At 67.5% G+C, this 23105-nt stretch carries 23 protein-coding genes and 1 tRNA gene; 18 read left to right on the top strand and 6 right to left on the bottom strand.

Annotation, left to right across the window (positions count from 1 at the left end; genetic code table 11):
* Positions 1-16: 16 nt before the first annotated feature.
* Positions 17-181 carry a hypothetical protein gene (locus tag LO787_RS11270; protein WP_232495920.1) on the top strand — a complete coding sequence of 55 codons (165 nt, stop codon included), beginning with the start codon at positions 17-19 and terminating at the stop codon, positions 179-181.
* A 131-nt stretch (positions 182-312) separates the two neighbouring features.
* Here the strand turns inward: LO787_RS11270 and sppA are convergent, their stop codons facing one another.
* On the bottom strand, positions 313-2205 hold the full coding sequence (gene sppA, locus LO787_RS11275; protein WP_232495921.1) for a signal peptide peptidase SppA: 1893 nt from the start codon (positions 2203-2205) through the stop codon (positions 313-315).
* 214 nt (positions 2206-2419) lie between these two features.
* Here sppA and LO787_RS11280 point away from each other — a divergent pair, with 214 nt between their 5' ends.
* A complete protein-coding gene (locus LO787_RS11280) occupies positions 2420-3400 on the top strand; it encodes an aspartate carbamoyltransferase catalytic subunit (protein ID WP_232495922.1) in 981 nt (326 codons plus the stop codon).
* Complete coding sequence (locus LO787_RS11285) at positions 3397-4665, top strand: dihydroorotase (protein WP_232495923.1); 1269 nt, start codon at positions 3397-3399, stop codon at positions 4663-4665. Before LO787_RS11280 ends, LO787_RS11285 begins: the two co-directional genes overlap by 4 nt.
* Positions 4666-4875: 210 nt before the next feature.
* Here LO787_RS11285 and LO787_RS11290 read toward each other — a convergent pair whose 3' ends face one another.
* Positions 4876-6153 carry an SPOR domain-containing protein gene (locus LO787_RS11290; RefSeq protein ID WP_232495924.1) on the bottom strand — a complete coding sequence of 426 codons (1278 nt, stop codon included), beginning with the start codon at positions 6151-6153 and terminating at the stop codon, positions 4876-4878.
* 15 nt (positions 6154-6168) lie between these two features.
* Complete coding sequence (locus tag LO787_RS11295) at positions 6169-6891, bottom strand: ParA family protein (RefSeq protein ID WP_232495925.1); 723 nt, start codon at positions 6889-6891, stop codon at positions 6169-6171.
* Positions 6892-7171: 280 nt separating this feature from the next.
* Between LO787_RS11295 and LO787_RS11300 the strand changes: the two genes are divergently transcribed.
* The 5 genes from LO787_RS11300 to LO787_RS11320 all read left to right on the top strand — a co-directional run bounded on the left by LO787_RS11300 (position 7172) and on the right by LO787_RS11320 (position 11652).
* Positions 7172-8329, top strand: a complete 1158-nt coding sequence (locus tag LO787_RS11300) for an SPOR domain-containing protein (RefSeq protein WP_232495926.1) — start codon at positions 7172-7174, stop codon at positions 8327-8329.
* Complete coding sequence (locus LO787_RS11305) at positions 8308-9588, top strand: DUF418 domain-containing protein (RefSeq protein ID WP_232495927.1); 1281 nt, start codon at positions 8308-8310, stop codon at positions 9586-9588. The genes LO787_RS11300 and LO787_RS11305 overlap by 22 nt, the downstream gene beginning before the upstream one ends.
* Before the next feature lie 66 nt (positions 9589-9654).
* Positions 9655-9849: a (2Fe-2S)-binding protein gene (locus tag LO787_RS11310; protein WP_232495928.1), complete on the top strand. Its 195-nt coding sequence runs from the start codon at positions 9655-9657 to the stop codon at positions 9847-9849.
* A 72-nt stretch (positions 9850-9921) separates the two neighbouring features.
* A complete protein-coding gene (gene bfr, locus LO787_RS11315) occupies positions 9922-10410 on the top strand; it encodes a bacterioferritin (RefSeq protein ID WP_232495929.1) in 489 nt (162 codons plus the stop codon).
* Positions 10411-10497: 87 nt separating this feature from the next.
* Positions 10498-11652 carry an AI-2E family transporter gene (locus LO787_RS11320; RefSeq protein WP_232495930.1) on the top strand — a complete coding sequence of 385 codons (1155 nt, stop codon included), beginning with the start codon at positions 10498-10500 and terminating at the stop codon, positions 11650-11652.
* Positions 11653-11778: 126 nt separating this feature from the next.
* Here the strand turns inward: LO787_RS11320 and der are convergent, their stop codons facing one another.
* Complete coding sequence (der, locus tag LO787_RS11325; RefSeq protein ID WP_232495931.1) at positions 11779-13158, bottom strand: ribosome biogenesis GTPase Der; 1380 nt, start codon at positions 13156-13158, stop codon at positions 11779-11781.
* A gap of 209 nt (positions 13159-13367) precedes the next feature.
* Between der and LO787_RS11330 the strand changes: the two genes are divergently transcribed.
* Positions 13368-14018: a CHAP domain-containing protein gene (locus LO787_RS11330; protein WP_232495932.1), complete on the top strand. Its 651-nt coding sequence runs from the start codon at positions 13368-13370 to the stop codon at positions 14016-14018.
* Between the two features lie 66 nt (positions 14019-14084).
* Here the strand turns inward: LO787_RS11330 and LO787_RS11335 are convergent, their stop codons facing one another.
* Positions 14085-14399, bottom strand: a complete 315-nt coding sequence (locus tag LO787_RS11335; protein ID WP_232495933.1) for a DUF3297 family protein — start codon at positions 14397-14399, stop codon at positions 14085-14087.
* 78 nt (positions 14400-14477) lie between these two features.
* Between LO787_RS11335 and LO787_RS11340 the strand changes: the two genes are divergently transcribed.
* The 5 genes from LO787_RS11340 (at position 14478) to LO787_RS11360 (ending at position 18937) form a co-directional block, all read left to right on the top strand.
* Positions 14478-14552: transfer RNA gene (locus tag LO787_RS11340), tRNA-Val, on the top strand.
* 100 nt (positions 14553-14652) lie between these two features.
* A complete protein-coding gene (gene serS / locus LO787_RS11345; RefSeq protein WP_232495934.1) occupies positions 14653-15933 on the top strand; it encodes a serine--tRNA ligase in 1281 nt (426 codons plus the stop codon).
* Positions 15934-16017: 84 nt separating this feature from the next.
* Entirely contained in the window at positions 16018-16782 is a 765-nt protein-coding gene (gene surE, locus LO787_RS11350) for a 5'/3'-nucleotidase SurE (RefSeq protein WP_232495935.1), read from the top strand.
* Entirely contained in the window at positions 16779-17882 is a 1104-nt protein-coding gene (locus LO787_RS11355; protein ID WP_232495936.1) for a LysM peptidoglycan-binding domain-containing M23 family metallopeptidase, read from the top strand. The genes surE and LO787_RS11355 overlap by 4 nt, the downstream gene beginning before the upstream one ends.
* A gap of 5 nt (positions 17883-17887) precedes the next feature.
* Entirely contained in the window at positions 17888-18937 is a 1050-nt protein-coding gene (locus tag LO787_RS11360) for a potassium channel family protein (protein WP_232495937.1), read from the top strand.
* Here the strand turns inward: LO787_RS11360 and LO787_RS11365 are convergent.
* Entirely contained in the window at positions 18929-19321 is a 393-nt protein-coding gene (locus LO787_RS11365) for a DUF1761 domain-containing protein (RefSeq protein ID WP_232495938.1), read from the bottom strand. The genes LO787_RS11360 and LO787_RS11365 overlap by 9 nt on opposite strands.
* Positions 19322-19468: 147 nt before the next feature.
* On the opposite strand from LO787_RS11365, the gene rimO reads away from it, so the two are divergent.
* The 4 genes from rimO (at position 19469) to LO787_RS11385 (ending at position 23081) form a co-directional block, all read left to right on the top strand.
* Positions 19469-20848: a 30S ribosomal protein S12 methylthiotransferase RimO gene (gene rimO / locus LO787_RS11370; protein WP_232495939.1), complete on the top strand. Its 1380-nt coding sequence runs from the start codon at positions 19469-19471 to the stop codon at positions 20846-20848.
* Between the two features lie 329 nt (positions 20849-21177).
* Complete coding sequence (locus tag LO787_RS11375) at positions 21178-21537, top strand: diacylglycerol kinase family protein (RefSeq protein WP_232495940.1); 360 nt, start codon at positions 21178-21180, stop codon at positions 21535-21537.
* A gap of 238 nt (positions 21538-21775) precedes the next feature.
* Positions 21776-22537 (top strand): competence/damage-inducible protein A, encoded by a 762-nt coding sequence (locus tag LO787_RS11380; protein ID WP_232495941.1) that lies wholly within the window; start codon positions 21776-21778, stop codon positions 22535-22537.
* A 22-nt stretch (positions 22538-22559) separates the two neighbouring features.
* A complete protein-coding gene (locus LO787_RS11385; RefSeq protein ID WP_232495942.1) occupies positions 22560-23081 on the top strand; it encodes a hypothetical protein in 522 nt (173 codons plus the stop codon).
* Positions 23082-23105 lie beyond the last annotated feature (24 nt).

The raw sequence follows: 23105 nt of genomic DNA on the forward strand, positions 1-23105 counted from the left end.
GAGGAGCAGCAAGACGATGGCCACCCAGCCGCCTGCCGACAATCCCGGCGACACGCCTGCGGAATTTCCTACTCCCGCCAACGACCCCGGCTTCCCCGGCAGCCCGGACGAAACGCCGCCACAGGAGCCGGATTTCGACCAGCCTAACGAGGCTCCGGTGGAACTGCCGCCGCCGGATTGAAAGCCCGTCGTCCCGGACTTGATCCGGGACCGCTGGCCGTGAACGACCACGCTATCGGCGAGGAGTTCTAACGAGACGTCGCACCTAAAGGCCGCCAGCGGTCCCGGATCAAGTCCGGGACGACGATGGCCCTACTTCCATCCCACGACCCGTGCCAGCATCGCCAGCGTCGAGTCCTCCCGCACCGGCCTCACCTTCGCGCGATAATCCGGCCCCGCCGCACAGGCGAGGCAGTAGGCCTGCACGCCCCGCGCGCCCATCACTGCATCCAGCCGCGAGACCGCCTGCGCCATCTGCGAACGCTGGCGCATCGCCACCAGTCCCGCGAAGTCGTAGGCCGCCTGCTCCTGCGAGCCCGAGGTCAGGCTCTCGACGAAGGCGCTGAAGCCGTCCTCCGGCTCGGCGAGGTATTCCGCATGCCACTTGCCGTTGCCGACGCCGCCAAGCTTCGCCGCGTAGGCGAGCGCGTCGTCGAGCCCGCCCATCTGGTCGACGAGGCCGATGCGCTGGCCTTCCGCGCCCGGCCAGACGCGGCCCTGCGCGATGGCGTCGACCTGTTGCGGCGACTTGCCGCGCGCCTTGCCGACGATGCCGAGGAACTTGCCGTAGATGCTCTCCACCGAGCCTTGCAGCAGCCCGTCCACTTCGGGCGTGAAGCCGCCGAGAATGTCCGGCTGGCCCGCCAGCGGGGTGGAGCGCACGCCGTCGCTGGTCACGCCGAAGTCTGAGAGCGTCTTCTCGAAGCTGGGGATGAAGGCGAAGACGCCGATCGAGCCGGTAATCGTGGCGGGCTCGGCGAAGACGCGCTGGCCGGGGGTCGAGACCCAGTAGCCGCCGCTCGCCGCCATGCTGCCCATCGAGACGACGACGGGAATCTTGGCGTCGCGCCAGCGCTGGATCGCGCGGCGGATACGTTCCGAGGCCATGACCGAGCCGCCCGGCGAATCGATGCGGACGACGAGCGCCTTCATGCCCTCCTCGCGATTCTCGTCGAGCAGCTTGGCGATGCGATCACCGCCCGCCGTGCCCGGACCGGCATCGCCGTCGACGATCTCGCCCGCGATGGTGACGACGCCGATGGCGTCGCCCTCTTCCTTCACCGGGTTCGCCGCCAGCCATGTCGCGAGGGCGGTGTGAGCGTAACCGGGTGCATCCTCGCCATGCGGCGCCTTGCTCTCGCCGACGATCTTCTGGACGCGGGCGTCGAATTCGGTGGCGTCGCCGATGCGGTCGATCAGGCCTGCGGCCTTGGCGGCCTCAGCCATGTCGTTGCCCGCCGCGCGGTTCCAACCGACCGGGTCGGCGACCATGCGGTCGAGCTGCGCCTTGGGCCGCGCCTTCGCCACTTCCGTCCGCAGCGCGTTCCACTGCGCGTCGAGCACCAGCTTGAAATCCTCGCGCGCCTCGGGCGAGAGGTCGGTGCGCAGGTAGGGCTCGACCGCGCTCTTGTAGGTGCCGACGCGGTAGACGTGGGCGTTGACGCCGTACTTGTCGAACAGGCCCTTGTAGAACTGGAAGTTGCCGCCCGGCCCGGCCACGAAGGCCCCGCCCATCGGATCTACCCACGCCTCGCTGGCATGGGCGGCAAGCTGCACGCCGTCATCCGCATAGACGTTGGCGAAGGTCAGCACCGGCTTGCCCGCCTTGCGCACCGCATCCATGGCTGCGCCGATGTCGTGCAGGTGGACGTAGCGCCCGCCGAGGAAGCGCGACAGGTCGAGGACAACCGCCTTGATCCGCGTGTCGGTGGCAGCAAGCCGCAGCGCGCGTTCCACGTCGCGGGCCTGGAATTCCTGCATCCGCTCGCCCGAGCCCGCCAGCAGCGCCAGCGGATCGGCCTTGCTCTTCTCCTCGACCACGGTGCCGTCGAGGCTGAGCAGCAGCGCGCCGTCCTCGACCCGGCCCGGCGCCGGGCGCGCCATCAGCGCGGCGTAGATCACCCCGAAGAATGCCAGCAGGAACAGCAGCGCCAGCGCATCCTTCACGGCGACCAGCAACTTCCAGACCTTGCGCGCGAATCTCATGTATCGACCACCTTTCGAATGCAGCCTTACCTGCTGCGGTGCGGGATGGGAAAGGGGCGGGAGCCAAAGCGGTTCCATTACCTTTCCTTCCCCGTCGCCCCTGCGCAGGGGCGACGTGCTGGATAGTGCATGGACCGCAACACGCCTGTGCGGTGGACGATCCCCTCACACCCCCTTGCCGCTCCCCTACACCCCGCCTATGGCGTGGTCTTTGATGACATCCCCAGAATACACCTATCCGGAAGGCGCGCTCGCCTTCCCGCATCGCGGCCTCGTGGGCATCGCGGGCCTTGCCCCGCACCAGATCTGGTTCCTGCTCGACGAGGCGGAACAGTGGGTCGAGATGAACCGGGGAGCCCAGAAGCGGCGCGAGCTGCTTTCCGGCATGACCATCATCAACGCCTTCTTCGAGAACTCGACGCGCACGCTGCTGAGCTTCGAGATCGCGGGCAAGCGCCTCGGCGCGGATGTGGTGAACATGGCGGTCGCCACCTCCAGCGTGAAGAAGGGCGAGACGCTGATCGACACGGCGATGACGCTCAATTCCATGCGCGCCGACGCCATCGTGATCCGTCACGCCAGTTCGGGCGCGGTGCAGCTGATTGCGGACAAGGTGGACTGCCCCGTGCTCAACGCCGGTGACGGCCAGCATGAGCACCCGACGCAGGCGCTGCTCGACGCCCTGACGATCCGCCACGCCAAGCGCGCCTTCAACGGCCTGCGCGTGACGATCTGCGGCGATATCCTGCACAGCCGCGTGGCACGGTCCAACATCCTGTGCCTCGCCTCGCTGGGCGCCGAAGTGCGCGTCTGCGCACCGCCCGCGCTGATGCCCGCCGATATCGAGCAGATGGGCGTGAAGGTCTTCCATGACTTCGACGCGGCGCTGAAGGGCGCGGACGTGGTCATGATGCTGCGCCTCCAGATGGAGCGCATGGAGGGCCAGTTCATCCCCTCCCCGCGCGAATACCGCCATCTCTACGGCCTGACGCTCGACCGCCTCGAACTCGCCGAGCCCGATGCGCTGGTGATGCACCCCGGTCCGATGAACCGCGGGATCGAGATCGACAGCAACGTCGCCGACCATGTGGAGCGCTCGATGATCACCACGCAGGTGGAGATGGGCGTCGCCATCCGCATGGCCTGCCTGGACGTGCTCACCCGAAAAGGCCGCAAGATGGAGGGCTGGGCATGAGCCTTCACGCACCCCTCACCATCGTCAACGGCCGCCTGCTGCTGCCCGACGGCTCGATCCAGCCCGGCGCGGTGCGCTCCGAAGGCGGCTTCGTGACCGCCATCGGCGCGGACGTGACGGCGCAGGATGGCGACACCGTGCATGATGCGGCGGGCAAGCTGGTCACGCCCGGCCTCGTCGACATCGGCGTCTTCGCGATCGACAAGCCCGCGTTCCACTTCGGCGGGATCACCCGCGCGGCGCTGATGCCGGACCAGAGCCCGCCGCTCGACGTGTCGGCGCGTGTGCGCTTCGCGGCGCAGTCGGGCAAGCCGGACTTCTGGGTCCACCCGCTCGCCGCCGCGACGCAGGGGCTGGAGGGCAAGTCCCTCGCCGAGATCGCGATGATGCGCGACGCGGGTGCCCGCGCGGTCTGCACCGGCCGCCGCTGGGTCGGTGATTCGGGCACCATGCTGCGCCTGCTCCAGTACACCGGGATGCTGGGCATGGTCGTGATCGCCCATGCCGAGGACGCCGGGATCGTCGGCAATGCCGTCGCCACCGCAGGCGAGATGGCCACCCGCCTCGGCCTGCCGAGCGCGCCAGCGCAGGCGGAGGCGCTCGCCATCGCCCGCGACATCGCGCTGGCCGAGATGGCTGCCAAAGACCAAGGGGGGGCGGCCATCCACTTCCGCAACGTGACGACCGCCGCCGGGCTCGACCTCGTGCGTGCCGCCAAGGCGCGGGGCCTCAAGGTGACGGCTGGCGTGAGCCCGGCCTACTTCATGCTCTCCGACCTTGCGATCGGGGCGTTCCGCACCTTCACCCACCTCTCGCCCGCGCTGCGCTGCGAGGAGGACCGCAAGGCCGTGGTCGCCGCGATCGCCGACGGCACCATCGACGTGATCGCATCGGGCCACGACCCGCGCGGGCCCGAGGACAAGCGCCTGCCCTTCTCCGATTCGGCCCCCGGCATGGCGGGCGCGGAGACGCTACTGCCCCTCACGCTCAGCCTCGTGCGCGACGGCGTGATCGACATGGGCCGCGCTTTCGACCTCATCGCCGCCAACCCCGCGCGCCTGCTCGGTGTCGATGCGGGACGGCTGGCGCTGGGTGCGGAGGCGGACATCGCCATCGTCGATGCCGACCGCCCGTGGATCGTCAATTCGGACAAGATGGCTGCGGCGGCGGGCAACACCCCGTTCGACCGCCAGCCCGTCCAGGGCCGCGTCCTCGCACTGTTCAAGGGCGGCGTCGCGGTGCGAATGAAGAAAACGGGCGGCTGAGGCCCGCAGAAACCCGTCGTCCCGGGCTCGACCCGGGACCGGTGTCTGTCTTTAGGTGATCGTTGACCGTTAGCCGCCCTGCCGATGGGTGGGCCGTTCACGGCCAGCGGTCCCGGATCAAGTCCGGGACGACGGGGCTTACGTCAAAAAGAAAGCCCTCCGTCCCGAGGGACGAAGGGCCGTGCAAGGTTCACATGGAACCGGTGAAACTCAGCGGCGCGCCAGTTGTGCGCCGTTCGGGGCAATGGCGCCCTGCATCGGGCGTCCGTCGGCATAGGCGAAGCACTGCTGCCCGCGCTGCTTGACGGTGGAGCACATCGACTGCGCCGTGCTGCGGCCGAAGCCCTCTGCGGCGACGCGGTAATAGCGCTGGCCGTTCACGTCCGCCTCGATGATGCGCAGCTTGTGGCCGCGCAGCGACGGGTCGCGCTTCTGGAATATCCCCCAGGCCCGCTTCGCGCCCTCCATCGACCGGAACGACCCGAGCTGGACAAGGTGCGTCGAAGCCTCCGCACGGCGCTCCACGGCGGCCTTCGCAGGCGCCGGGGCCTTCTGCATCTTCGCGAGGCTGCCGTCGAACGCGCGCTCGATCGAACTGCGCCCCGACGCCTCGACCGGAGCCACCGGTGCAGCGGGAGCCTCGGCCACGTAGACCGGCGCGGCCTCTTCCACCGCAGGCAGTTCGGCGGGCGCGGCGACCGGCTCGGCCGAGGCCATCATCGCACGCGGTGTGTGATCGACACCATTCAGCGCCAGCGCGGTCGGCTGGCCCGGATCGAGGCGCAGCGGCGTGCCGAGCAGGCCCGCAACGCGCACGCGACCGGCATCGGCCCGGGCGTCAGGACGCGCACCGGCGGCCCATTCCTGCATCCGCGCGTCGAGATCGTCGCCCGCGACGTCCTGCGAGGCGATCACCCGCGCCTCGGCCCAGCGCCCGTCGAGCGCGTAGGCATAGGCGAGGTTCTGGCGCATCTTGGGGGTGTTCTCACCGCCGCGCACTGCCTCGGACAGCACCGTGACACCCTGCGCGGGCTGGCCCGCAAGGGCGAGCGCGAGGCCGTAGTCGCTCGCGGGAAGCTTGTCGGCAAAGCGCGCCAGCACATCGCGCGCCTCGGCGCTGCGGCCCGACCCGACATAGGCGAGCGCGAGGCTGAGGCCGGTGCGCGGGCTGCGATCGCCCAGCGCCAGCGCGTCCTCGAAGGTGGTGGCAGCCGAATCGAAGCGTCCGGCGGCAAGGTAACCCTGCGCCAGCGCCGCGCGCGCCACGGCATCGTTGGGCGACTTGGCGACCCGCGCCTCGACCTTGGCGAGCGAGGCGTCGCTGACACCTTCGCCGATGCCCGTCACCGAACCGTCGGCGACGCGGGATCCGCCCGCGCTGGCGACCGAGGGCTGTCCGCCCGCGCAACCGGCGAGCAGCGCGGCAACCATCGCCGAGCACAAGGTGAAGCCCGCGGTCCGAGCGCTGCTGCTGTGGCGGTTCTTCATGGCCATTTTCCCCAATCAGGCCGGTACGCGGCGGCCGAAGCCGCCTGCGGGGCGAAGCACGCCTCCCGGCACCGGCTGCCCTGCGGCGGCCGGTGCGGCGAAGATCGTGCGGCGGAAATTCTTTTCGAGGCGGTCGGCCACATAGGCCCACAGCGCCGCGACTTCGGCGGCGGAGCGACCGTTGGGGTCAACCTCCATGACGGTGCGGCCATCGATCATCGAGGCCGCGAAATCGGTGCGCTGGTGCATGGTGACCGGCGCGACGGTGCCGTGCTGCGAGAGCGCGACGGCAGCCTCCGCCGTGATCCGCGCCTTGGGCGTGGCGCCGTTGACGACGAAGACCAGCGGCTTGCCCGAACGCTCGCACAGATCGACCGTCGCGCCCACCGCGCGCAGGTCGTGCGGGCTGGGGCGAGTCGGGATGACGATCAGTTCCGCCACCGCGATCACGCTCTGGATCGCCAGCGTGATCGCGGGCGGCGTGTCGATGACGGCAAGCTTGAAGCCCTGCTGGCGCAGCACCTGAAGGTCGGCGGCTAGCCGCGCCACGGTGGTCTGCGCGAAGGCCGGAGTCTCCGCCTCGCGCTCGTTCCACCAGTCGGACAGCGAGCCCTGCGGGTCGATGTCGATCAGCACCACGGGGCCTGCTCCCGCACGCTCCGCCTGCACGGCGAGGTGGCCGGACAGCGTGGTCTTGCCCGATCCGCCCTTCTGCGATGCCAAAGCCAGTACGCGCAAAACAAAGCCCCCTTTGCGGGCGGCGTGCGACGGGCGCGCCTCCCTCAGCCCCGGGAGTGCCAGATCGTTCCTAATTTACGGTTAATTGCTTAGATGCGCGGTAGTGAGCCACAGAGGGGCCTTTCCGGGACGGTATCACCATCCACGACCCGTTAACTCTTCACATGTACCCATATCCGCGCTTCATAGTGGGAACGGGGCGCGCTTCGTGCTGGCGCGGCGCACCCTGTTATGCCTACTGGAACGGCCATTGCAGGGACAGCACCGGAACCCCGACGACGTGAGCAAGATTCTCCCGATACTGACTGCCGCCGCGATGGGCCTTGTCGCCTCCGGGGCACTGGCGGCCCCGGCTGCGCTGACGGACGTCAAGGCCGGCGTCGATGCCTGGGCCAACGGTAACTACGACGCCGCGATCGGCGTGTGGCGTCCGCTGGCCGACAAGGGCGACGCCGACGCCATGTTCAACCTCGCGCAGGCCTACAAGCTGGGTCGCGGCGTGCCGCTCGACCTCACCCGGGCCGAGGATCTCTACGGCAAGGCGGCGGCGAAGGGCCATGTGCAGGCCGGGGACGCCTACGGCCTGCTGCTGTTCCAGCGCGGCGAACGCCAGCGCGCCCTGCCCTATATCGAAAGCTCCGCCTCGCGCGGCGATCCGCGCGCGCAGTACATCCTGGGCGTCGCGCACTTCAACGGCGACATCGTGAAGAAGGACTGGGTGCGCGCCTATGCCCTCACCAGCCTTGCCCGGCAGGCCGGACTACCGCAGGCGACCAGCGCGCTGACGCAGATGGATTCGTACATCCCGCTCGCCGACCGGCAGAAGAGCGTGGTCCTTGCCCAGCAGATCGCCGCGCAGGCGCAGGCCAACCGCCAGCGCCTCAGCGCCTCGGCGGAACTGGGCACCGGCCTCGCCGTGACGGACCCCGCCCCTGCCCGCGCGCCGGAGATCGTGGAACCGCAGAAAGCCGTCACAGAAGCCTCGCGCGTCGCCGGAACCGACAGCCCCGCGACCGCCGGTGCGGACTATGCGAAGCCGCGCAGCGCTCCGCCGATGGCCGTGCCCCGCCCGCCGCTGCCGACAGCGACCCCGGCGAAAGTCGCAGCAGCGCCGGTTGCGCCCAAGGCGGTCACGCCGAAGCCTGCGCCTCAGACCGCCGCCAAACCGGAACCGAAACCGGCTCCCAAGCCCGCCCCGGCGGTCGCCTCCGGGCCGTGGCGCGTCCAGCTTGGGGCGTTCGGTGTCGCGGGCAATGCCGAGGCGCTCTGGACCAAGATCAAGGGCCGTCCCGAACTGGCCGGGCATCCGCGCGCCCTCGTGCCCGCAGGACGCCTGACCAAGCTTCAGGCCACCGGCTATGCATCCAAGGCAGAGGCTGATGCCGCCTGCGCCCGCCTCACCGCAGGTGGCTTCGGGTGCCTGCCGAGCAGGGACTGATCCTCCCGGCCCTCGCCGAAGAGGACGCACCCGCCGCCGCACCCGCGCGGCTGGCGACGCTCGACCTGATTCGCGGCGTCGCCGTGCTCGGCATCCTGGCGATCAACATCGCCGGGTTCGCCGGGCCGATGATCGGCACGACCACGCCCAACCTGCCGCGTCCCGTCGGCGCGCTGGACGAGGCGGCGTGGGCGCTCGGCTTCTTCGTGTTCGAAGGCAAGATGCGCGCGCTCTTCACGCTGCTGTTCGGCGCGGGGCTGATGCTGTTCTGGGAGCGGGCCGAGGCCGCCGGGCGCGACGGCGATCTCCTGCAACTGCGCCGCCTCGGCTGGCTGCTGCTGTTCGGCACCGCCCACTACGTCCTGCTGTGGTGGGGCGACATCCTGTTCCTCTACGCCGCCTGCGGGATCGCGGCGCTGCTGATGCGCCCGATGAGCGACCGCGCGCTGCTGTGGATCGCGCTCGCGCTCTACTACGCCTGGCACATCTGGGGCATGTTCGACGCCGCAGACGCGATCGACGCCGAGAACGCGGTGCGCCTGCACACCGCCACCGCCGAACAGTTGCGCCTCCTCGCCGGACGGATCGAGCCGATGCAGGCCTGGGCGGCGCAGGAACTGCGTGAAAGCACGCTCGGCTGGCTGGATCTGGTCCACGTCAAGCTGGTCGAGCGGCCCTTATGGCAGATTCAGATGGTGTCGGGCGCGTTCTCGGAGACGCTGCCGCTGATGCTGGTCGGCATCGTCCTCTACCGACGCGGCTTCTTCGACGACCGCCTGCCGAGGAAACAACTGGTAGAGGTCTCGCTGGCCTGCACGTTCGCAGGACTGGCGCTGACGGCGATGTTCCTCGGCTGGGCATGGCCGCGCCACTTCCCGCCCGTGGCGATGCAGGCGGCGCTCGTCTGGGGCCTCGCCATGCCGCACCTGCTGGGCGGGATCGGCTATGCCGGGCTGCTCGTCCTCGCCGCACCGCGCCTCGCCGCGACCCGGCTCGGCCAGCGACTCGCCGACGCCGGACGGATGGCATTCAGCAACTACGTGCTCACCAGCCTGGTCATGACGTTCGCGTTCTACGGCTGGGGATTGGGCCTCTACGGGCAGTTCCATAGCATGGGGCAATGGCTCTTCGTGCTGGGCGGCTGGGCGCTCATGCTGGGCTGGAGCCCGCTGTGGCTGCGGCATTTCCGACGCGGGCCGCTGGAATGGCTGTGGCGCAGCCTCGTCGAGCACAAGGTGCTGAACAATCGTCTAGCCTGATGCAAAATATGCTATTGCGATCCATTCGCACTCGCATATATTGGGACGGGAATAGAGGATTCGCTCATGTACGTGTGCATCTGCAATGCCATCCGGGAAACCGAACTTCGCTGCGCCGCCCGCCGCATCCGCGGTGACGCCGAAGCGATCTACGGTGCCCTCGGACGCACGCCGCAGTGCCGCCAGTGCCTGGACGAAGCCGAAGACATCATCGCCGAGGAGCATTCCTCGGCTGGAATGGGAATAGCTGCCGCCGCGTAATTCATGACCTGACTTGCCCGACTCACCTTTGCCGACTATAGGCCGCGGCTCCAGCATAGGAGTTTCCGCGCGATGAAGGGCGACCTCAAGGTTATCGAGTTTCTGAACAAGGCGCTGTTCAACGAGCTCACCGCAATCAACCAGTACTGGCTGCACTACCGCATGCTGGACAACTGGGGCATCAAGAAGCTCGCCGAGTACGAGCGTCATGAGTCGATCGACGAGATGAAGCACGCCGACGTGCTCGCCGACCGCATCCTCTATCTCGATGGCCTCCCCAACTTCCAGAACCTGGGCAAGCTGCGCGTCGGCGAGACGGTCGAGGAAATCCTCAAGGCCGACCTCGCGCTCGAATACGATGCGATCCCGATGCTCAAGGAAGCCATCGCCCACTGCGAGAGCGTGCGCGACTTCGTCAGCCGCGAGATCTTCGCGCGCATCCTCGAGAGCGAGGAAGAGCACGTCGACTTCCTCGAAAAACAGTTCGACATGATCGCCCGCATGGGCATCCAGAACTACTGCCAGCTCCAGAGCAAGCCGGCCGGCGAATCCGAGTCGTAATTCTCGCGTACCCCTGACAACGGGAACCGCCGCTCCTGCCGTCATTTATTGGCTGGCAGGAGCGGTGTCGCGTTGTAAGGGGGAAGAATGGGTTCGGAAGACAACAGCGGTTTCGAGATCGAGGACATCGGCTTCGCCGTCCTCGTAGTGCTCATTTCCCTCGCCGCAGCGTACCTGCTGGCCCCTTACTTCGGGGCAGTTCTGTGGGGTGTGGTCGCGGCGATCATGTTCCAGCCGATGACGGCAAAGCTGGCCGCGCGGCTGAACGGTCGCAAGAACCTTGCCGCCTCGATCGTGCTGTTCGGGCTGATCGCGCTCTTCGTGATCCCGACGATCCTGCTCGGCATCAGCCTCGTCAACGAGGCGACGGCGCTCTACCAGAAGATCACCAGCGGCCAGATCGACTTCGGCCGCATCATGCAGCAGATCCAGAACGCGATGCCCCGCCGCGTGCGCGGCCTCGTCGCCGAATACGGCCTCAACGACTTCGAGACGATCCGCCGCCAGTTCGGCTCCAGCATCACCAGCGGCCTGCAAACCGTCGCCGGGCGCGTGCTCTCTGTCGGCCAGGGCGCGCTGAGCTTCGTCGCGGCGCTGGGCGTGATGCTATACCTCAGCTACTTCCTGCTGCGCGACGGCGACCGCTATGGCGACATGGTGCGCACCAGCCTGCCGCTGCGCGCCGACACCCGCGATTCGCTGATCCAGAACTTCCTGCTCGTCGTGCGCGCCACGATGCGCGGTACGGTGGTCGTCGCGGTCGTTCAGGGCTTCCTTGGTGGCGTTCTGTTCTCGGCTCTGGGCATCGAAGGCGCGCTGATCTGGGGCGTGCTGATGGGCTTCTTCTCGCTGCTCCCCGCCGTCGGCACCGGCATCATTTGGGTGCCCGTGGCGATCTACCTCGGCGCGACCGGAGACATGGTGAAGGCCGGAATCGTGGTGTTCTGCGGCGTCTTCATCATCGGCATGGTCGACAACGTGCTGCGCCCGATCCTCGTCGGCCGCGACACCCGCCTGCCCGACTTCGTGGTGCTGATCGCGACGCTTTCGGGGCTGGAACTGTTCGGCCTCAACGGCTTCATCATCGGCCCGGTCATCGCCGCGCTGTTCATCGCGGTGTGGAACCAGCACCGCGACCGGCGCAAAGCCAAGGTCGCTGTGGCAGAGGGCTCTCCGGTGCCGGTGCAAACCGAGGCGGCAGCGGCCAAGGCTGCCGAAGAGGCAGTGGCGCATCCGTCGTAGACGGGTAGCCGCCGCCTCTCACCCATTCGTCTTTGCGAGCGTAGCGAAGCAATCCAGCGGCATGGGCCGACCGTGGATTGCTTCGCTACGCTCGCAAAGACGAAATGTGGCGACCTTTCGGCCCCATCAGTCCTTCTTGAACGGGTTCTTCGCGCTGCGCAGGTTCAGGCGGATCGGCACCGATTCGAAGCCCAGTTCACGCCGCATCCCGTTGATGAGATAGCGCTTGTAGCTCTCCGGCAGCAGGTCGAGGCGGGTGCCGAACACCACGAAGCCCGGCGGGCGGGTCTTGGCCTGCGTGATGTAGCGCAGCTTGATGCGCTTGCCGCCCGGCGCCGGCGGCGGGTTGGCGGCCAGCGCATCGTCGAACCAGCGGTTGAGCGCCGAAGTCGGCACGCGCTTGTTCCACGCCTCGCGAATGTCGAAGGCGGCGGCGATCAGATCGTCCAGCCCCTTGCCCGTGCGTGCCGAGACCGCCAGCAGCGGCAGCCCGCGGACCTGCGCCAGCCCATCGTCGAGCGCGCCGCGAATGCCGTTGAACAGGCCCGAGGCATCCTCGGCCACGTCCCACTTGTTGATCGCGATCATCAGCGCGCGGCCTTCCTCCAGCACCTTGGAGGCGATCGTCAGATCCTGATGCTCCAGACCGCGCGTGGCGTCGAGCAGCAGCACGACCACTTCGGCGAAGTCGATCGCATGTCGCGCGTCGGCAACGGCGAGGCGTTCCAGCTTCTCGGTCACGTTGGCGCGCTTGCGCATGCCCGCCGTGTCGATCAGGTGGACCTGCCGCACGTCCTTGGTCTTCGGGTCGGTCCAGTCCCAGTGAATGGTGATCGAATCGCGGGTGATTCCCGCTTCCGGCCCGGTCAGCAGGCGATCCTCGCCCAGCAGCTTGTTGATCAGCGTGGACTTGCCCGCGTTCGGACGACCGACGATCGCCAGCTTGAGCGGCGCGCGCAGGCGCGCTTCCTCGTCCTCTTCCTCCTCGAACTCCGGCTCTTCGGGCTGGAGCGGGTCGAGGTGCGGCAGCAGCGCCTCGAACAGGTCGGCCATGCCCTCGCCATGCTCGGCGGAGATGCCGACGGGATCGCCAAGGCCCAGCGAATAGGCCTCCAGCAGTCCGCCCTCACCCGCACGGCCTTCGGCCTTGTTGGCCAGCAGGATCACCGGCACCGGCGAGGAACGCAGCCAATTGCCGATCTCGTCATCGAGCGGAGTCAGCCCAGAGCGGGCGTCAACCACGAACAACGCGACGTCCGCCGTCTCCAGCGCCGCTTCGGTCTGCTTGCGCATGCGACCGGGCAAAGTCTCGGCCTCGTCATCCTCCCAGCCGGCGGTGTCGACGATCTGGAATTTCAGGCCCAGCAGTTCCGCGTCGCCGAAGCGACGGTCGCGCGTGACGCCCGGCTGGTCGTCGACCAGAGCGAGCTTCTTGCCGACGAGTCGGTTGAACAGCGTGGACTTGCCGACGTTGGGTCGGCCGATGATGATGACTTGGGGAAGCATGATCGGATGCGCTTGGGCATTTTCGGCGGTTTTGGCAAGCATTGCGTAAGAATGACCCGAAGCGGCACATCGGCGCATTAACGAATCCACAAACGATTGCTGTCACATTTTTGCGTGGATCGGATGGAAAGGCGCGGAACCTTTCCCGCTCTCGCCGTTAACCAACCCCGGAAGACGCACGTCAATGTTCCGAGGGCAAAACGGCGTACATGAGGGTTTACGCAAAGATCACCGCTGCAGCGCTGGCCGCTGCGCTCCTGCTGCCGGCGGCCGCCATGGCCCGCACCTCCATCGACGTCGATGGCGATGCGGACGTCGCCGCCTCGCTCACCGCACCCAAGGCGCCGGGCTATCTGGAATGCGTGCCTTATGCGCGCACCACGTCCGGCATCCAGATCTACGGCGATGCGTGGACTTGGTGGGGCCAGGCGCGCAGCCGCTACGCCACCGGCAGCACGCCGCGCGTCGGCGCAGTGATGGCGATCAAGCCCTTCAACAATTCGAAGCTCGGCCACGTCGCCACCGTCAGCCGACTGGTCGATTCGCGCACCGTGCTGCTGAGCCACGCCAACTGGTCGGTCCCCGGCGCGGTGGAGCGCAACGTCACCGCCCTCGACGTGTCGCCGAACAACGACTGGAGCGAAGTGCGCATCTGGTACGGCCCGTCGCAGAACCTCGGCAATACGCACTGGCCGGTCTCGGGCTTCATCTACAACGCCAGGCCCGGCGCGAAGCTGCGCGATGTCGCTCCCGTCGAGCCCCGCGCCGAATCCCGGCTGGCTGAATCGCCGCGCAAGGCGCCCAGCAAAAAGGGCCGCCGCAGCGACCCTATCGGCGACATCATCGCCGCATCCCACTAAGCCCTCACCCCTCCGAAAAGCGCGCCACAGCCCTGCTGCGGCGCGCTTTTTCGTTGGAGCGCGAGGTCAGTCCTTCTTCGCGACCGGCGCGTTCTCGCCGAGGTCTTCGTACCAGGCCTCGACCGGGCCGACGAGCTTGATCGTCAGCGGGTTGCCCTTGCGGTCCGTGGTCTTGCCGGCCTGCACGCGCACCCAGCCTTCGGAGATGCAGTACTCTTCCACGTTGGTGCGAACGGTGCCCTTGAAGCGGATACCGACACCGCGCTGCAGCTTCTCCTGATCGAAGAACGGGCTGCGCGGATTGATCGCGAGGTGATCGGGCGGCACGTCCGAGCCAGAGGTCGTCGGGGCCGTTTCGGGCGTGATGTTCTCTTCAGTCATGCCGCAGCGATTTATCTTGCATTCCCCGCTTGTCAATTCGATCCGGCCTGTCTAAAGGCGCGCTTCCGCTAACGGAGCGGGCGCGTAGCTCAGCGGTAGAGCACACCCTTCACACGGGTGGGGTCACAGGTTCAATCCCTGTCGCGCCCACCATCCTTCCCCAAGGATGGTAGCGGTTTTCCCTCAGGATCGGTGGCATTTCCTACTCGCCGTCTTGCGAGTGCAAGGCGCAGGCGGCATAGGCAGCCGCACTATGCACGACATCCGCCAGATCCGCGAAAATCCCGCAGCCTTCGACGCCGGCCTTGCCCGCCGCGGCGTTGCGCCCGTCTCCGCCAGCCTCGTCGCCCTCGACGAGCAGCGCCGCGCCGTCGCCACGCGCATGCAGGAGGGGCAGAACCGTCGCAACGAAGCCTCGAAGGCGATCGGCAAGGCCATGGGCTCGGGCGACACCGCCACGGCAGAGGCGCTCAAGGCCGAAGTCGCGCAGCTCAAGGACACCCTCCCCGCTCTGGAGGCGGAGGAGAAGGAACTGACCGCGCAGTTGCAGGACGCGCTGGCGGGCCTGCCCAACATCCCCGTCGCCGAAGTGCCGGACGGCGCGGACGAGGCCGAGAACGTCGAAGTGACCCGCTGGGGCACCCCACGCGACTTCGCCTTCACGCCGAAGGAACACGCCGACCTCGGCCCCGCGCTCGGCCTCGATTTCGAGACGGGCGCCAAGCTGTCGGGCGCGCGCTTCACGTTCCTCAAGGGCCAGATGGCGCGCCTGCACCGCGCGCTCGCGCAGTTCATGCTGGACACGCAGACCGGCACCAACGGCTACATGGAATGCAACGTCCCGCTGCTGGTCAAGGACGAGGCCGTCTACGGCACCGGCCAGTTGCCCAAGTTCTCCGAGGATCTGTTCAAGACGACGGACGGTCGCTGGATGATCCCCACCGCCGAAGTCTCGCTGACCAACGCAGTTGCTGGCGAAATCCTCTCGCCCGAGGCGCTGCCGCTGCGCATGACGGCGCTCACCCCCTGCTTCCGCTCGGAAGCGGGCGCGGCGGGGCGCGACACGCGCGGGTTCATCCGCCAGCACCAGTTCGAGAAGGTCGAACTCGTCACGATCGCGAAGCCTGAGGAGAGCGAGGCCGAGCACGAGAAGATGGTCGCCGCCGCCGAAGGCATCCTTCAAGCGCTGGGCCTGCCCTACCGCAAGGTGCTGCTCTGCGCGGGCGACATGGGCGCGACGGCGCGCAAGACCTTCGATCTCGAAGTCTGGCTGCCGGGTCAGTCCGCCTACCGCGAGATCAGCTCGATCTCCAATTGCGGCGATTATCAGGCCCGCCGCATGAACGCGCGCTACAAGCCCGAGGGCTCCAAGAAGACCGAGTTCGTCCACACGCTCAACGGCTCGGGCCTCGCGGTCGGTCGCACGCTGGTCGCGGTGCTGGAGAACTACCAGCAGGAAGATGGCTCGGTTCTGGTGCCGGAGGCGCTCAAGCCGTGGATGGGTGGTATCGAGAAGCTGGAGGTGCTGGCGTAAGCAGGCACCCGATTTCGTCGGAATTGGTCGCAAAGGTAAGAGTTGTCCGTATCTTGCCCGCGCACTTATGGTTAAAGGCAAGACATGCGCATTCTCCTCACCAATGACGACGGCATCAACGCTCCCGGCCTCTACGTGCTGGAGAAGATCGCCGCGCAGCTTTCCGACGACATCTGGATCTGCGCGCCGAGTGAGGAACAATCGGGCGCGGGTCACTCGCTGACGCTCAACCGTCCGGTGCGCATGCGCCAGCATGCGGAGAAGCGCTTCTCGGTGACCGGCACGCCGACCGATTCGGTGACGCTGGGTCTCAAGAAGGCCCTGCCCGGCCAGCCCGACCTGATCCTCTCGGGCGTGAATCGCGGCGCCAACCTTGGCGATGACGTGACCTATTCGGGCACCGTTTCCGCCGCGCTCGAAGGCGCACTGGCGGGCATCCGCTCGATCGCGCTGAGCCAGGTGCCCTCGCGCGAGGATCTGGGCGACGGTGTCGATTTCTCCGCCGCCGAGGAATGGGGCGCGAAAGTGCTGCGTCCACTGATCGACCAGCCCTTCGCTCCGCGCACGCTCGTCAACGTCAACTTCCCGCCGCTGCTCGGCAAGGACGTGAAGGGCATCCGCGTCGTGCGACAGGGCTTCCACGATTACGCCCGCGGCTCGGTTGTGGAAGGCCGCGACCCGCGCGGTTTTCCGTACTTCTGGTTCGGGCTACACGGGATCGAACATACGCCGGGTCACGATACGGACCTTGAGGCGATCGCGGAGGGCTACGTTTCGGTGACGCCGCTGCATCTCGACCTGACTCACGATGCCTCGCTGAAGGCGCTGGCGGAGCGTTTCACGAAGTGAGGCGCGCCCTCGTCCTCGCCGCCGCACTGGCGGCCGCCCCCGCCTACGCCGCGCCGGTCGAGGAAGAGACGGTTCACGTCGTCAAGCCGGGCGAGACGCTGAACGGCATCGCCAACCGCGCGGGCGTGACGGCAGCCGCGATCGTCAGGGCGAACACGCTCAAGGAGCCCTACACGGTGCGCGTCGGGCAGAAGCTGGCGATCCCGCGTGAGAGCAAGGCCGCGCAGGACAGGAAGGCCATCGCCCGCACCGCCGACGCCGCAGCACCCGCCGCAAAGCAGGTCGCCAAGGCCGCGCGCGTGATCGAGGCCCGCGCGCCCTCCACCCCCAGCGCGGCGGAGTATGAGACCGAGCACCTCGTCGCCCCCGGTGAGACGCTGGGCGGCATCGCCACGCGCACCAAGGTTCCCCGCGTGCTCATCGCGGAAGCCAATGGCCTGCAGCCGCCCTACGACGTGCGCGTCGGGCAGAAGCTCAGGATTCCGCGCACCGGTCGCCATGTGGTGAAGACCGGCGAAACCGGCTTTTCCATCTCGATGGACACCGCCGTCCCTTGGGAACAGATCGCGCTCGCCAACAATCTCGATCCGGACGCGCCGGTGAAGGTCGGGCAGAACCTGCTGATCCCCACGATCATAGACCCCGCCAAGACCGGCCCGAAGACGCTGACGCCTGCGCCCAGGCCGGTCGCGACGCCCGCCGCCGCACCCACGACTGCGAAGTCCGCCCGCTTCGCATGGCCCCTCGCCGGTCCCGTGCGGCGCGGCTACGCCACCGGCAGCGACTATCACGACGGCCTCGACATCACCGCGCCCGAAGGCACCATGGTCCGCTCCGCTGCGGCAGGCACGGTCGTGTTCGCAGGCAAGGAGGCCGACCAGTTCGGCAACCTCGTCGTCGTCGATCACGGTGACGGCTGGCACACCGCCTACGGCTTCCTCAGCCGTGTGACCGTCAAGGAAGGCGCCAGGGTCGCCGCCGGGGAACGCGTCGGCCTCGTCGGCACCACCGGTCGCGCCAAGGGCAGCGAACTGCACTTCGAGGTACGGCAGGACGGGAAGCCCGTGGACCCGCGGGACCAGCTTCCCAAGGCTCCCTGAGCGTCATGTCGAAACGGCGCGCCGCTTCTCCGGTTTCGGTCCAGAAGCCCCTCAAGCGCGCCATCGACCTGCCGGTCTGGGCCGATCTTTCGCTGCGGCTCGGCGGGGCGTTCCTGCTCGTCTTCATCGTCGTGCTCGTCCACTGGATGGACCGCGACGGGCTCAAGGACACCCACGACGGGGCGGTCAGCTTCCTCGACGTGTTCTACTTCACGATGATCTCGATCACGACGACGGGCTTCGGCGACATCGCCCCCGTCAGCGACCGGTCGCGGCTGATCGAGGCGGTGCTGGTCACGCCGATCCGCTTCGCGGTCATCTTCATCTTCGTGGGCACCGCCTACAACTACTTCATCAAGCATAGCTGGGAGAGCTGGCGCATGAAACGCATCCAGGAGCGCCTGTCCGACCATGTCGTCGTGCTGGGCTATGGCGTCAGCGGCGCGGAAGCGGTGCAGGAACTGATGGAGCGAGGCATGGACCCTGCCTGCATCGTCGTCGTCGACCCCTCCCCCGCGCGGCTCAAGCTGGCCGAGAAGGTGGGCTGCAACATCCTCGAAGGCGACGCCACGCGCGACGAGACGCTGGCGGCGGTGCGCATCGGCGCGGCGCGCACGATCCTCGTCTCGGCGGGGCGCGACGACACGACGATCCTGATCGTGCTGACCGCCCGCCATCTCGCACCCGGCGTGCCGATCACCGCCGTGATCCGCGCCGACGACAACGAACTGCTCGCCAATCAGGCCGGGGCGGACAACGTCATCAACCCCGTCCGCTTCACCGGCCTGCTGCTGGCGGGCTCGGCCGAGGGCAAGCACATCGCCGAATACATGTCCGATCTCGCCTCGGTCGGCGGCCGGGTGCAACTGGTGGAGCGCCCCGTCGCGCCCGATGAAATCGGCCGCTCGATCGACGACGTCAAGACCGGCAAGGGCGTGCGCATCTATCGCGGCGACCGCTGCTTCGGCTTCTGGGAGCCGGAAGCGCACAAGCTGGAAGCCGGCGACGTGGTGGTCGAAGTTGCGCCCACCATCCGCCGCGAAGGCTTAGCCTAGAATCCAGAATACGAGGCCCATCGCCAGGTAGGCGATCAGCCAGAACGCGCAGTCGATGACGCGGCGCATCGGCTCGGTGCGGTTGCGCAAGTGCGTCAGCCAGACCGACGGGATGACGAAGGCAATGGCGATCCCGCCTGTCTGCATGAAGTAGAGCCACGGCTTCACCGCCAGCGTCTCCGCACCGATCCGCGCAAAGGCATGGCCGAGCATGATCGAACTGATGAGGAACACGATCGTGACGGTCACGAATCCGCCCGCGCGCTCCGAATTGCCCGGAAGCAGCTGCCGCCCGGTGCGGAACAGCGGCCCGTTCCAGACAATGCCGATCGCCACCGCGAGCGCCGCCGCGAGCACGACCGCCAGCCAATTCACCGGACCCATTCGAAAATCCTTCCCTCAGACACGTCCCTGCGCCCTGCGGTCACTGTCTTGCAGGCTCCGTACACTTGTGCAAGTTTTGCGAATCATCCGCAAATTTCGTTTTTCGTGACTCGCGTGCCGTTTGAGAGTATCGGGCGCGCCAATCCCATGGCTATCGAACTCCCCTCCCCGCCGAAAGTCGGCATGGTCAGCCTCGGCTGCCCCAAGGCGCTCGTCGATTCCGAGCGCATCCTCACCCGCCTGCGCGCGGACGGCTATGACATGAGCCCGGACTATTCCGGCGCCGATGTCGTGCTGGTCAACACCTGCGGCTTCCTCGACTCCGCCAAGGAGGAAAGCCTTGCCGCCATCGGCGAGGCAATCGCCGAGAACGGGCGCGTCATCGTGACCGGCTGCATGGGCAACGAAGCCGAAGTGATCCGCGCCAAGTTCCCGCAGGTTCTGGCCGTCACCGGAGCCCACCAGTACGAGGCGGTCGTCGAGGCGGTGCATGAGGCGGCTCCGCCCGAACTCTCGCCTTACCTCGACCTGATCCCACAGGCCTACGACGAGGCAGGCGTCAAGCTGACGCCGCGCCATTACGGCTACCTCAAGATTTCCGAGGGCTGCAACCACGCCTGCTCGTTCTGCATCATCCCCTCGCTGCGCGGCAAGCTGGCGAGCCGCCGGATCGATGCGGTGCTGCGCGAGGCGGAGAAGCTGGTGCAGGCGGGCACGCGCGAACTGCTCGTCATCAGCCAGGACACCTCGGCCTATGGCGTCGACGTGCGGCATGAGGAACGCATGTGGAAGGACCGCGCGGTCCGCACCCACATGACCGACCTCGCCCGCGAACTCGGCCAGCTCAGCGATGCGCAGGGCCGCAAGCCGTGGGTGCGCCTGCACTACGTCTACCCTTACCCGCACGTCGACAACGTCATCCCGCTGATGGCCGAGGGGCTCATCACGCCCTACCTCGACATCCCCTTCCAGCACGCGGCCCCGTCCGTGCTCAAGGCGATGAAGCGCCCGGCGAACGAAGCCAAGGTGCTCGACCGCATCCACAAGTGGCGCGAGATCTGCCCGGACATCGCCATCCGCTCCAGCTTGGTCGTCGGCTTCCCCGGCGAGACCGAGGCGGATTTCCAGTATTTGCTGGACTGGCTGGACGAAGCCCAGCTCGACCGCGTCGGCGCTTTCCGCTTCGAGCCGGTGGAAGGCGCTTCGGCGAACCACCTGCCCGATCCTGTGCCGGAAGAGGTCAAGGAAGAGCGCTACCAGCGCATCATGGAGAAGACCGCCGCGATCAGTGCCGCGAAGCTTGCCGCCAAGGTCGGTCGCGTCCTGCCGGTCATCATCGACGAGGTCGGCGAGGCGGACGAAGATGGTGATGTCGGTGCAACCGGCCGCTCGCAGGCCGATGCCCCGGAGATCGACGGCAACGTCTTCCTGCGCGACGCTTCGGGCCTGCAAGTCGGTGATATCGTTGACGTTCTCGTCGAAGATGCCGACGAGCACGACCTTTACGGAGCCGTTTTGCAAAGTTGACGCTCAGCGCACGGCACACGATCGTTGCAAGGCATGCAACTAACGTGGCGCTTTGCGCGTTTGCGGGAATCGGCCCCGAACAGCATATGGGGGGTGCCTTTCAGGCATCCTCTCCCAAAACTTCTACAGGGCTGGTCTTCTGACCGGCCCTTTCTTTTTGGCCTCGACGGCGAGCGCGCTACCAGTGCTCCAGCCTTCGCCTCTGCACGCGATCTCCATTTGCCCGGACTGCGCTTGCCGCACATCGTTCCTCCAGCATCAAACCCGATGCGCGGAGGGAACGTCATTTGCAGAATCAAAATACCACTTCGGGGCCAGCACGCTTCCGCATGAAGGCGCGCTTCCGCAGCTTCGTCTTCGCGGCACGCGGGTTGCACTTGATGGTAGAGCGTGAACACAATGCCCGGGTACATCTCGCAGCTGCCGCAGTCGCGGTAGCCGCCGGGTTCCTTCTCCACATTTCCGCATCCGACTGGCGCTGGATCGTGCTCGCCATCGCGATCGTCTGGCTGGCGGAGGCCTTTAACACCGCGCTGGAACACCTGTGCGATCGTGTCAGCCCGCAGTTCGACGCCACCATCGGCCGCGTGAAGGACATCGCCGCGGGCGCGGTGCTCGTCGCCTCCATCGCTGCGGCGTTGATCGGGCTGCTGACGCTTGTTCCTCCGCTTCTCCGCGCGGTTTCCTGAGGCCAACAGACCGATTTCCCTAACCGCACGCTCCAAGTTGCATTCCTTGCAACTTTGTTAAATCTTTTCGCATTTGCAGCAATGCGCCGATTTGGACATAAGGATCGGGCCTTTCAGGCATCCTCTCCCAAAACTTCTACAGGGCTGGTCCTCGGACCGGCCCTTTCTTTTTGCACCTGCACCGTGGCGTGAGCGCATGGGCTGGCGGTCTGCGCGCATTTGCCCTAGCGAAGCAGGCATGGCTTCCCAGCAGCGAATCTTCACCGCCGCCCTCGTCGTCATCGGCGACGAGATCCTGTCGGGCCGCACTCACGACAAGAACATCGCGCAAGTCGCCACCTGGCTGCAGATCCAGGGCATCCGCCTGAAGGAAGTGCGCGTGGTGGCGGACGATACCCCGGCCATCGTCGAGGCGGTGAACACGCTGCGCGCGCGCAACGACTATTGCTTCACCACCGGCGGCATCGGCCCGACGCACGACGACATCACCGTGGACGCCATCGCCGAAGCGCTGGGCGTACCCGTGATCGTCCACCCCGAAGCGCGCGCGATCCTTGAGGAATACTACACCACGCGTGGCGGCCTCACAGATGCGCGCCTGCGCATGGCCCGCACGCCCGAAGGTGCCAGCCTGATCCCCAATCGCTACACCGGCGCGCCCGGCATTCGCGCAGGCAACGTCTTCATCATGGCAGGCGTCCCCAGCATCACCGCCGGAATGCTCGACGCGCTCTCGGGCCAACTCGAAGGCGGCGCGCCGCTGCTGTCCGAGACGGTCGGCTGCTGGGTCGGCGAGAGTGAAGTCGCCGAACTGCTGCGCGAGACCGAGAAGGCGTTCGAGAGCTGCCAGATCGGCTCCTACCCGTTCTGGGCAGACGGGCGCACCGGCGCGAACTTCGTGATCCGCTCGGTCAGCGCGGACGATCTCGCCGCCTGCACGCGGATGCTGGTCGACGGGCTCGCGGTGATGGGCCGCCCGGCGGTCCCCGGTGGCATCTGAGCTTGTCGCCGCACTCGCGCTGATGGCCACGCCTGCAACTCCCGCCGTGATTTCCCCGCCCACCCTGGAGGCCTTCGAAGCCGTCCTGCGCCGCCATGACAGCGCCACGCTCGCGCTGGAGGAATGGTGCGCCCAGCGCGGCATGGCTGACCCCGCCCGCATCACCGCACAGACGCTCAGCGCCACCAGCGACGATCCGCCCGCAAAGATGCCTGAGCGCCTTGCCCTTGGCGAAGGCGAGACGTTCGCCATGCGCAACGTGCGGCTCAGCTGCGGCGGGACGGTGCTTTCGGTCGCGTGGAACTGGTATGTTCCGGCGCGCCTGACGCCGGAGATAAACGAGGCGCTGCGCTCGACCGACGTGCCGTTCGGCAAGGTGGTCGCGGCACTGAACTTCCGCCGCCGCTCGCTCTCGAGGGTGGCCGGCCCGGCGGAGAATTGCCCGGCGGACACGATCTCCACCCATCAGGCCATGTTGATGCTGCCAGACGGGCGGCCGCTGGCCTATCTGGTGGAGTGCTACACGGCAGCAAACTTGCGCTGATCATCGTCCCGGACATGGCCCGGG

The organism is Novosphingobium kaempferiae (assembly GCF_021227995.1).
Taxonomy (GTDB): domain Bacteria; phylum Pseudomonadota; class Alphaproteobacteria; order Sphingomonadales; family Sphingomonadaceae; genus Novosphingobium; species Novosphingobium kaempferiae.

Coding starts and splice junctions, on each gene's coding strand:
- LO787_RS11270 (WP_232495920.1), top strand. CDS start 17: ATGGCCACCCAGCCGCCTGCCGACAATCCCGGCGACACGCCTGCGGAA.
- LO787_RS11335 (WP_232495933.1), bottom strand. CDS start 14,399: ATGACTGAAGAGAACATCACGCCCGAAACGGCCCCGACGACCTCTGGC.
- LO787_RS11380 (WP_232495941.1), top strand. CDS start 21,776: ATGGCTTCCCAGCAGCGAATCTTCACCGCCGCCCTCGTCGTCATCGGC.
- LO787_RS11285 (WP_232495923.1), top strand. CDS start 3,397: ATGAGCCTTCACGCACCCCTCACCATCGTCAACGGCCGCCTGCTGCTG.
- rimO (WP_232495939.1), top strand. CDS start 19,469: ATGGCTATCGAACTCCCCTCCCCGCCGAAAGTCGGCATGGTCAGCCTC.
- surE (WP_232495935.1), top strand. CDS start 16,018: ATGCGCATTCTCCTCACCAATGACGACGGCATCAACGCTCCCGGCCTC.
- serS (WP_232495934.1), top strand. CDS start 14,653: ATGCACGACATCCGCCAGATCCGCGAAAATCCCGCAGCCTTCGACGCC.
- LO787_RS11280 (WP_232495922.1), top strand. CDS start 2,420: ATGACATCCCCAGAATACACCTATCCGGAAGGCGCGCTCGCCTTCCCG.
- bfr (WP_232495929.1), top strand. CDS start 9,922: ATGAAGGGCGACCTCAAGGTTATCGAGTTTCTGAACAAGGCGCTGTTC.
- LO787_RS11330 (WP_232495932.1), top strand. CDS start 13,368: ATGAGGGTTTACGCAAAGATCACCGCTGCAGCGCTGGCCGCTGCGCTC.
- LO787_RS11290 (WP_232495924.1), bottom strand. CDS start 6,153: ATGAAGAACCGCCACAGCAGCAGCGCTCGGACCGCGGGCTTCACCTTG.
- LO787_RS11320 (WP_232495930.1), top strand. CDS start 10,498: ATGGGTTCGGAAGACAACAGCGGTTTCGAGATCGAGGACATCGGCTTC.
- LO787_RS11365 (WP_232495938.1), bottom strand. CDS start 19,321: ATGGGTCCGGTGAATTGGCTGGCGGTCGTGCTCGCGGCGGCGCTCGCG.
- LO787_RS11385 (WP_232495942.1), top strand. CDS start 22,560: ATGGCCACGCCTGCAACTCCCGCCGTGATTTCCCCGCCCACCCTGGAG.
- sppA (WP_232495921.1), bottom strand. CDS start 2,205: ATGAGATTCGCGCGCAAGGTCTGGAAGTTGCTGGTCGCCGTGAAGGAT.
- LO787_RS11310 (WP_232495928.1), top strand. CDS start 9,655: ATGTACGTGTGCATCTGCAATGCCATCCGGGAAACCGAACTTCGCTGC.
- LO787_RS11375 (WP_232495940.1), top strand. CDS start 21,178: ATGAAGGCGCGCTTCCGCAGCTTCGTCTTCGCGGCACGCGGGTTGCAC.
- der (WP_232495931.1), bottom strand. CDS start 13,158: ATGCTTCCCCAAGTCATCATCATCGGCCGACCCAACGTCGGCAAGTCC.
- LO787_RS11360 (WP_232495937.1), top strand. CDS start 17,888: ATGTCGAAACGGCGCGCCGCTTCTCCGGTTTCGGTCCAGAAGCCCCTC.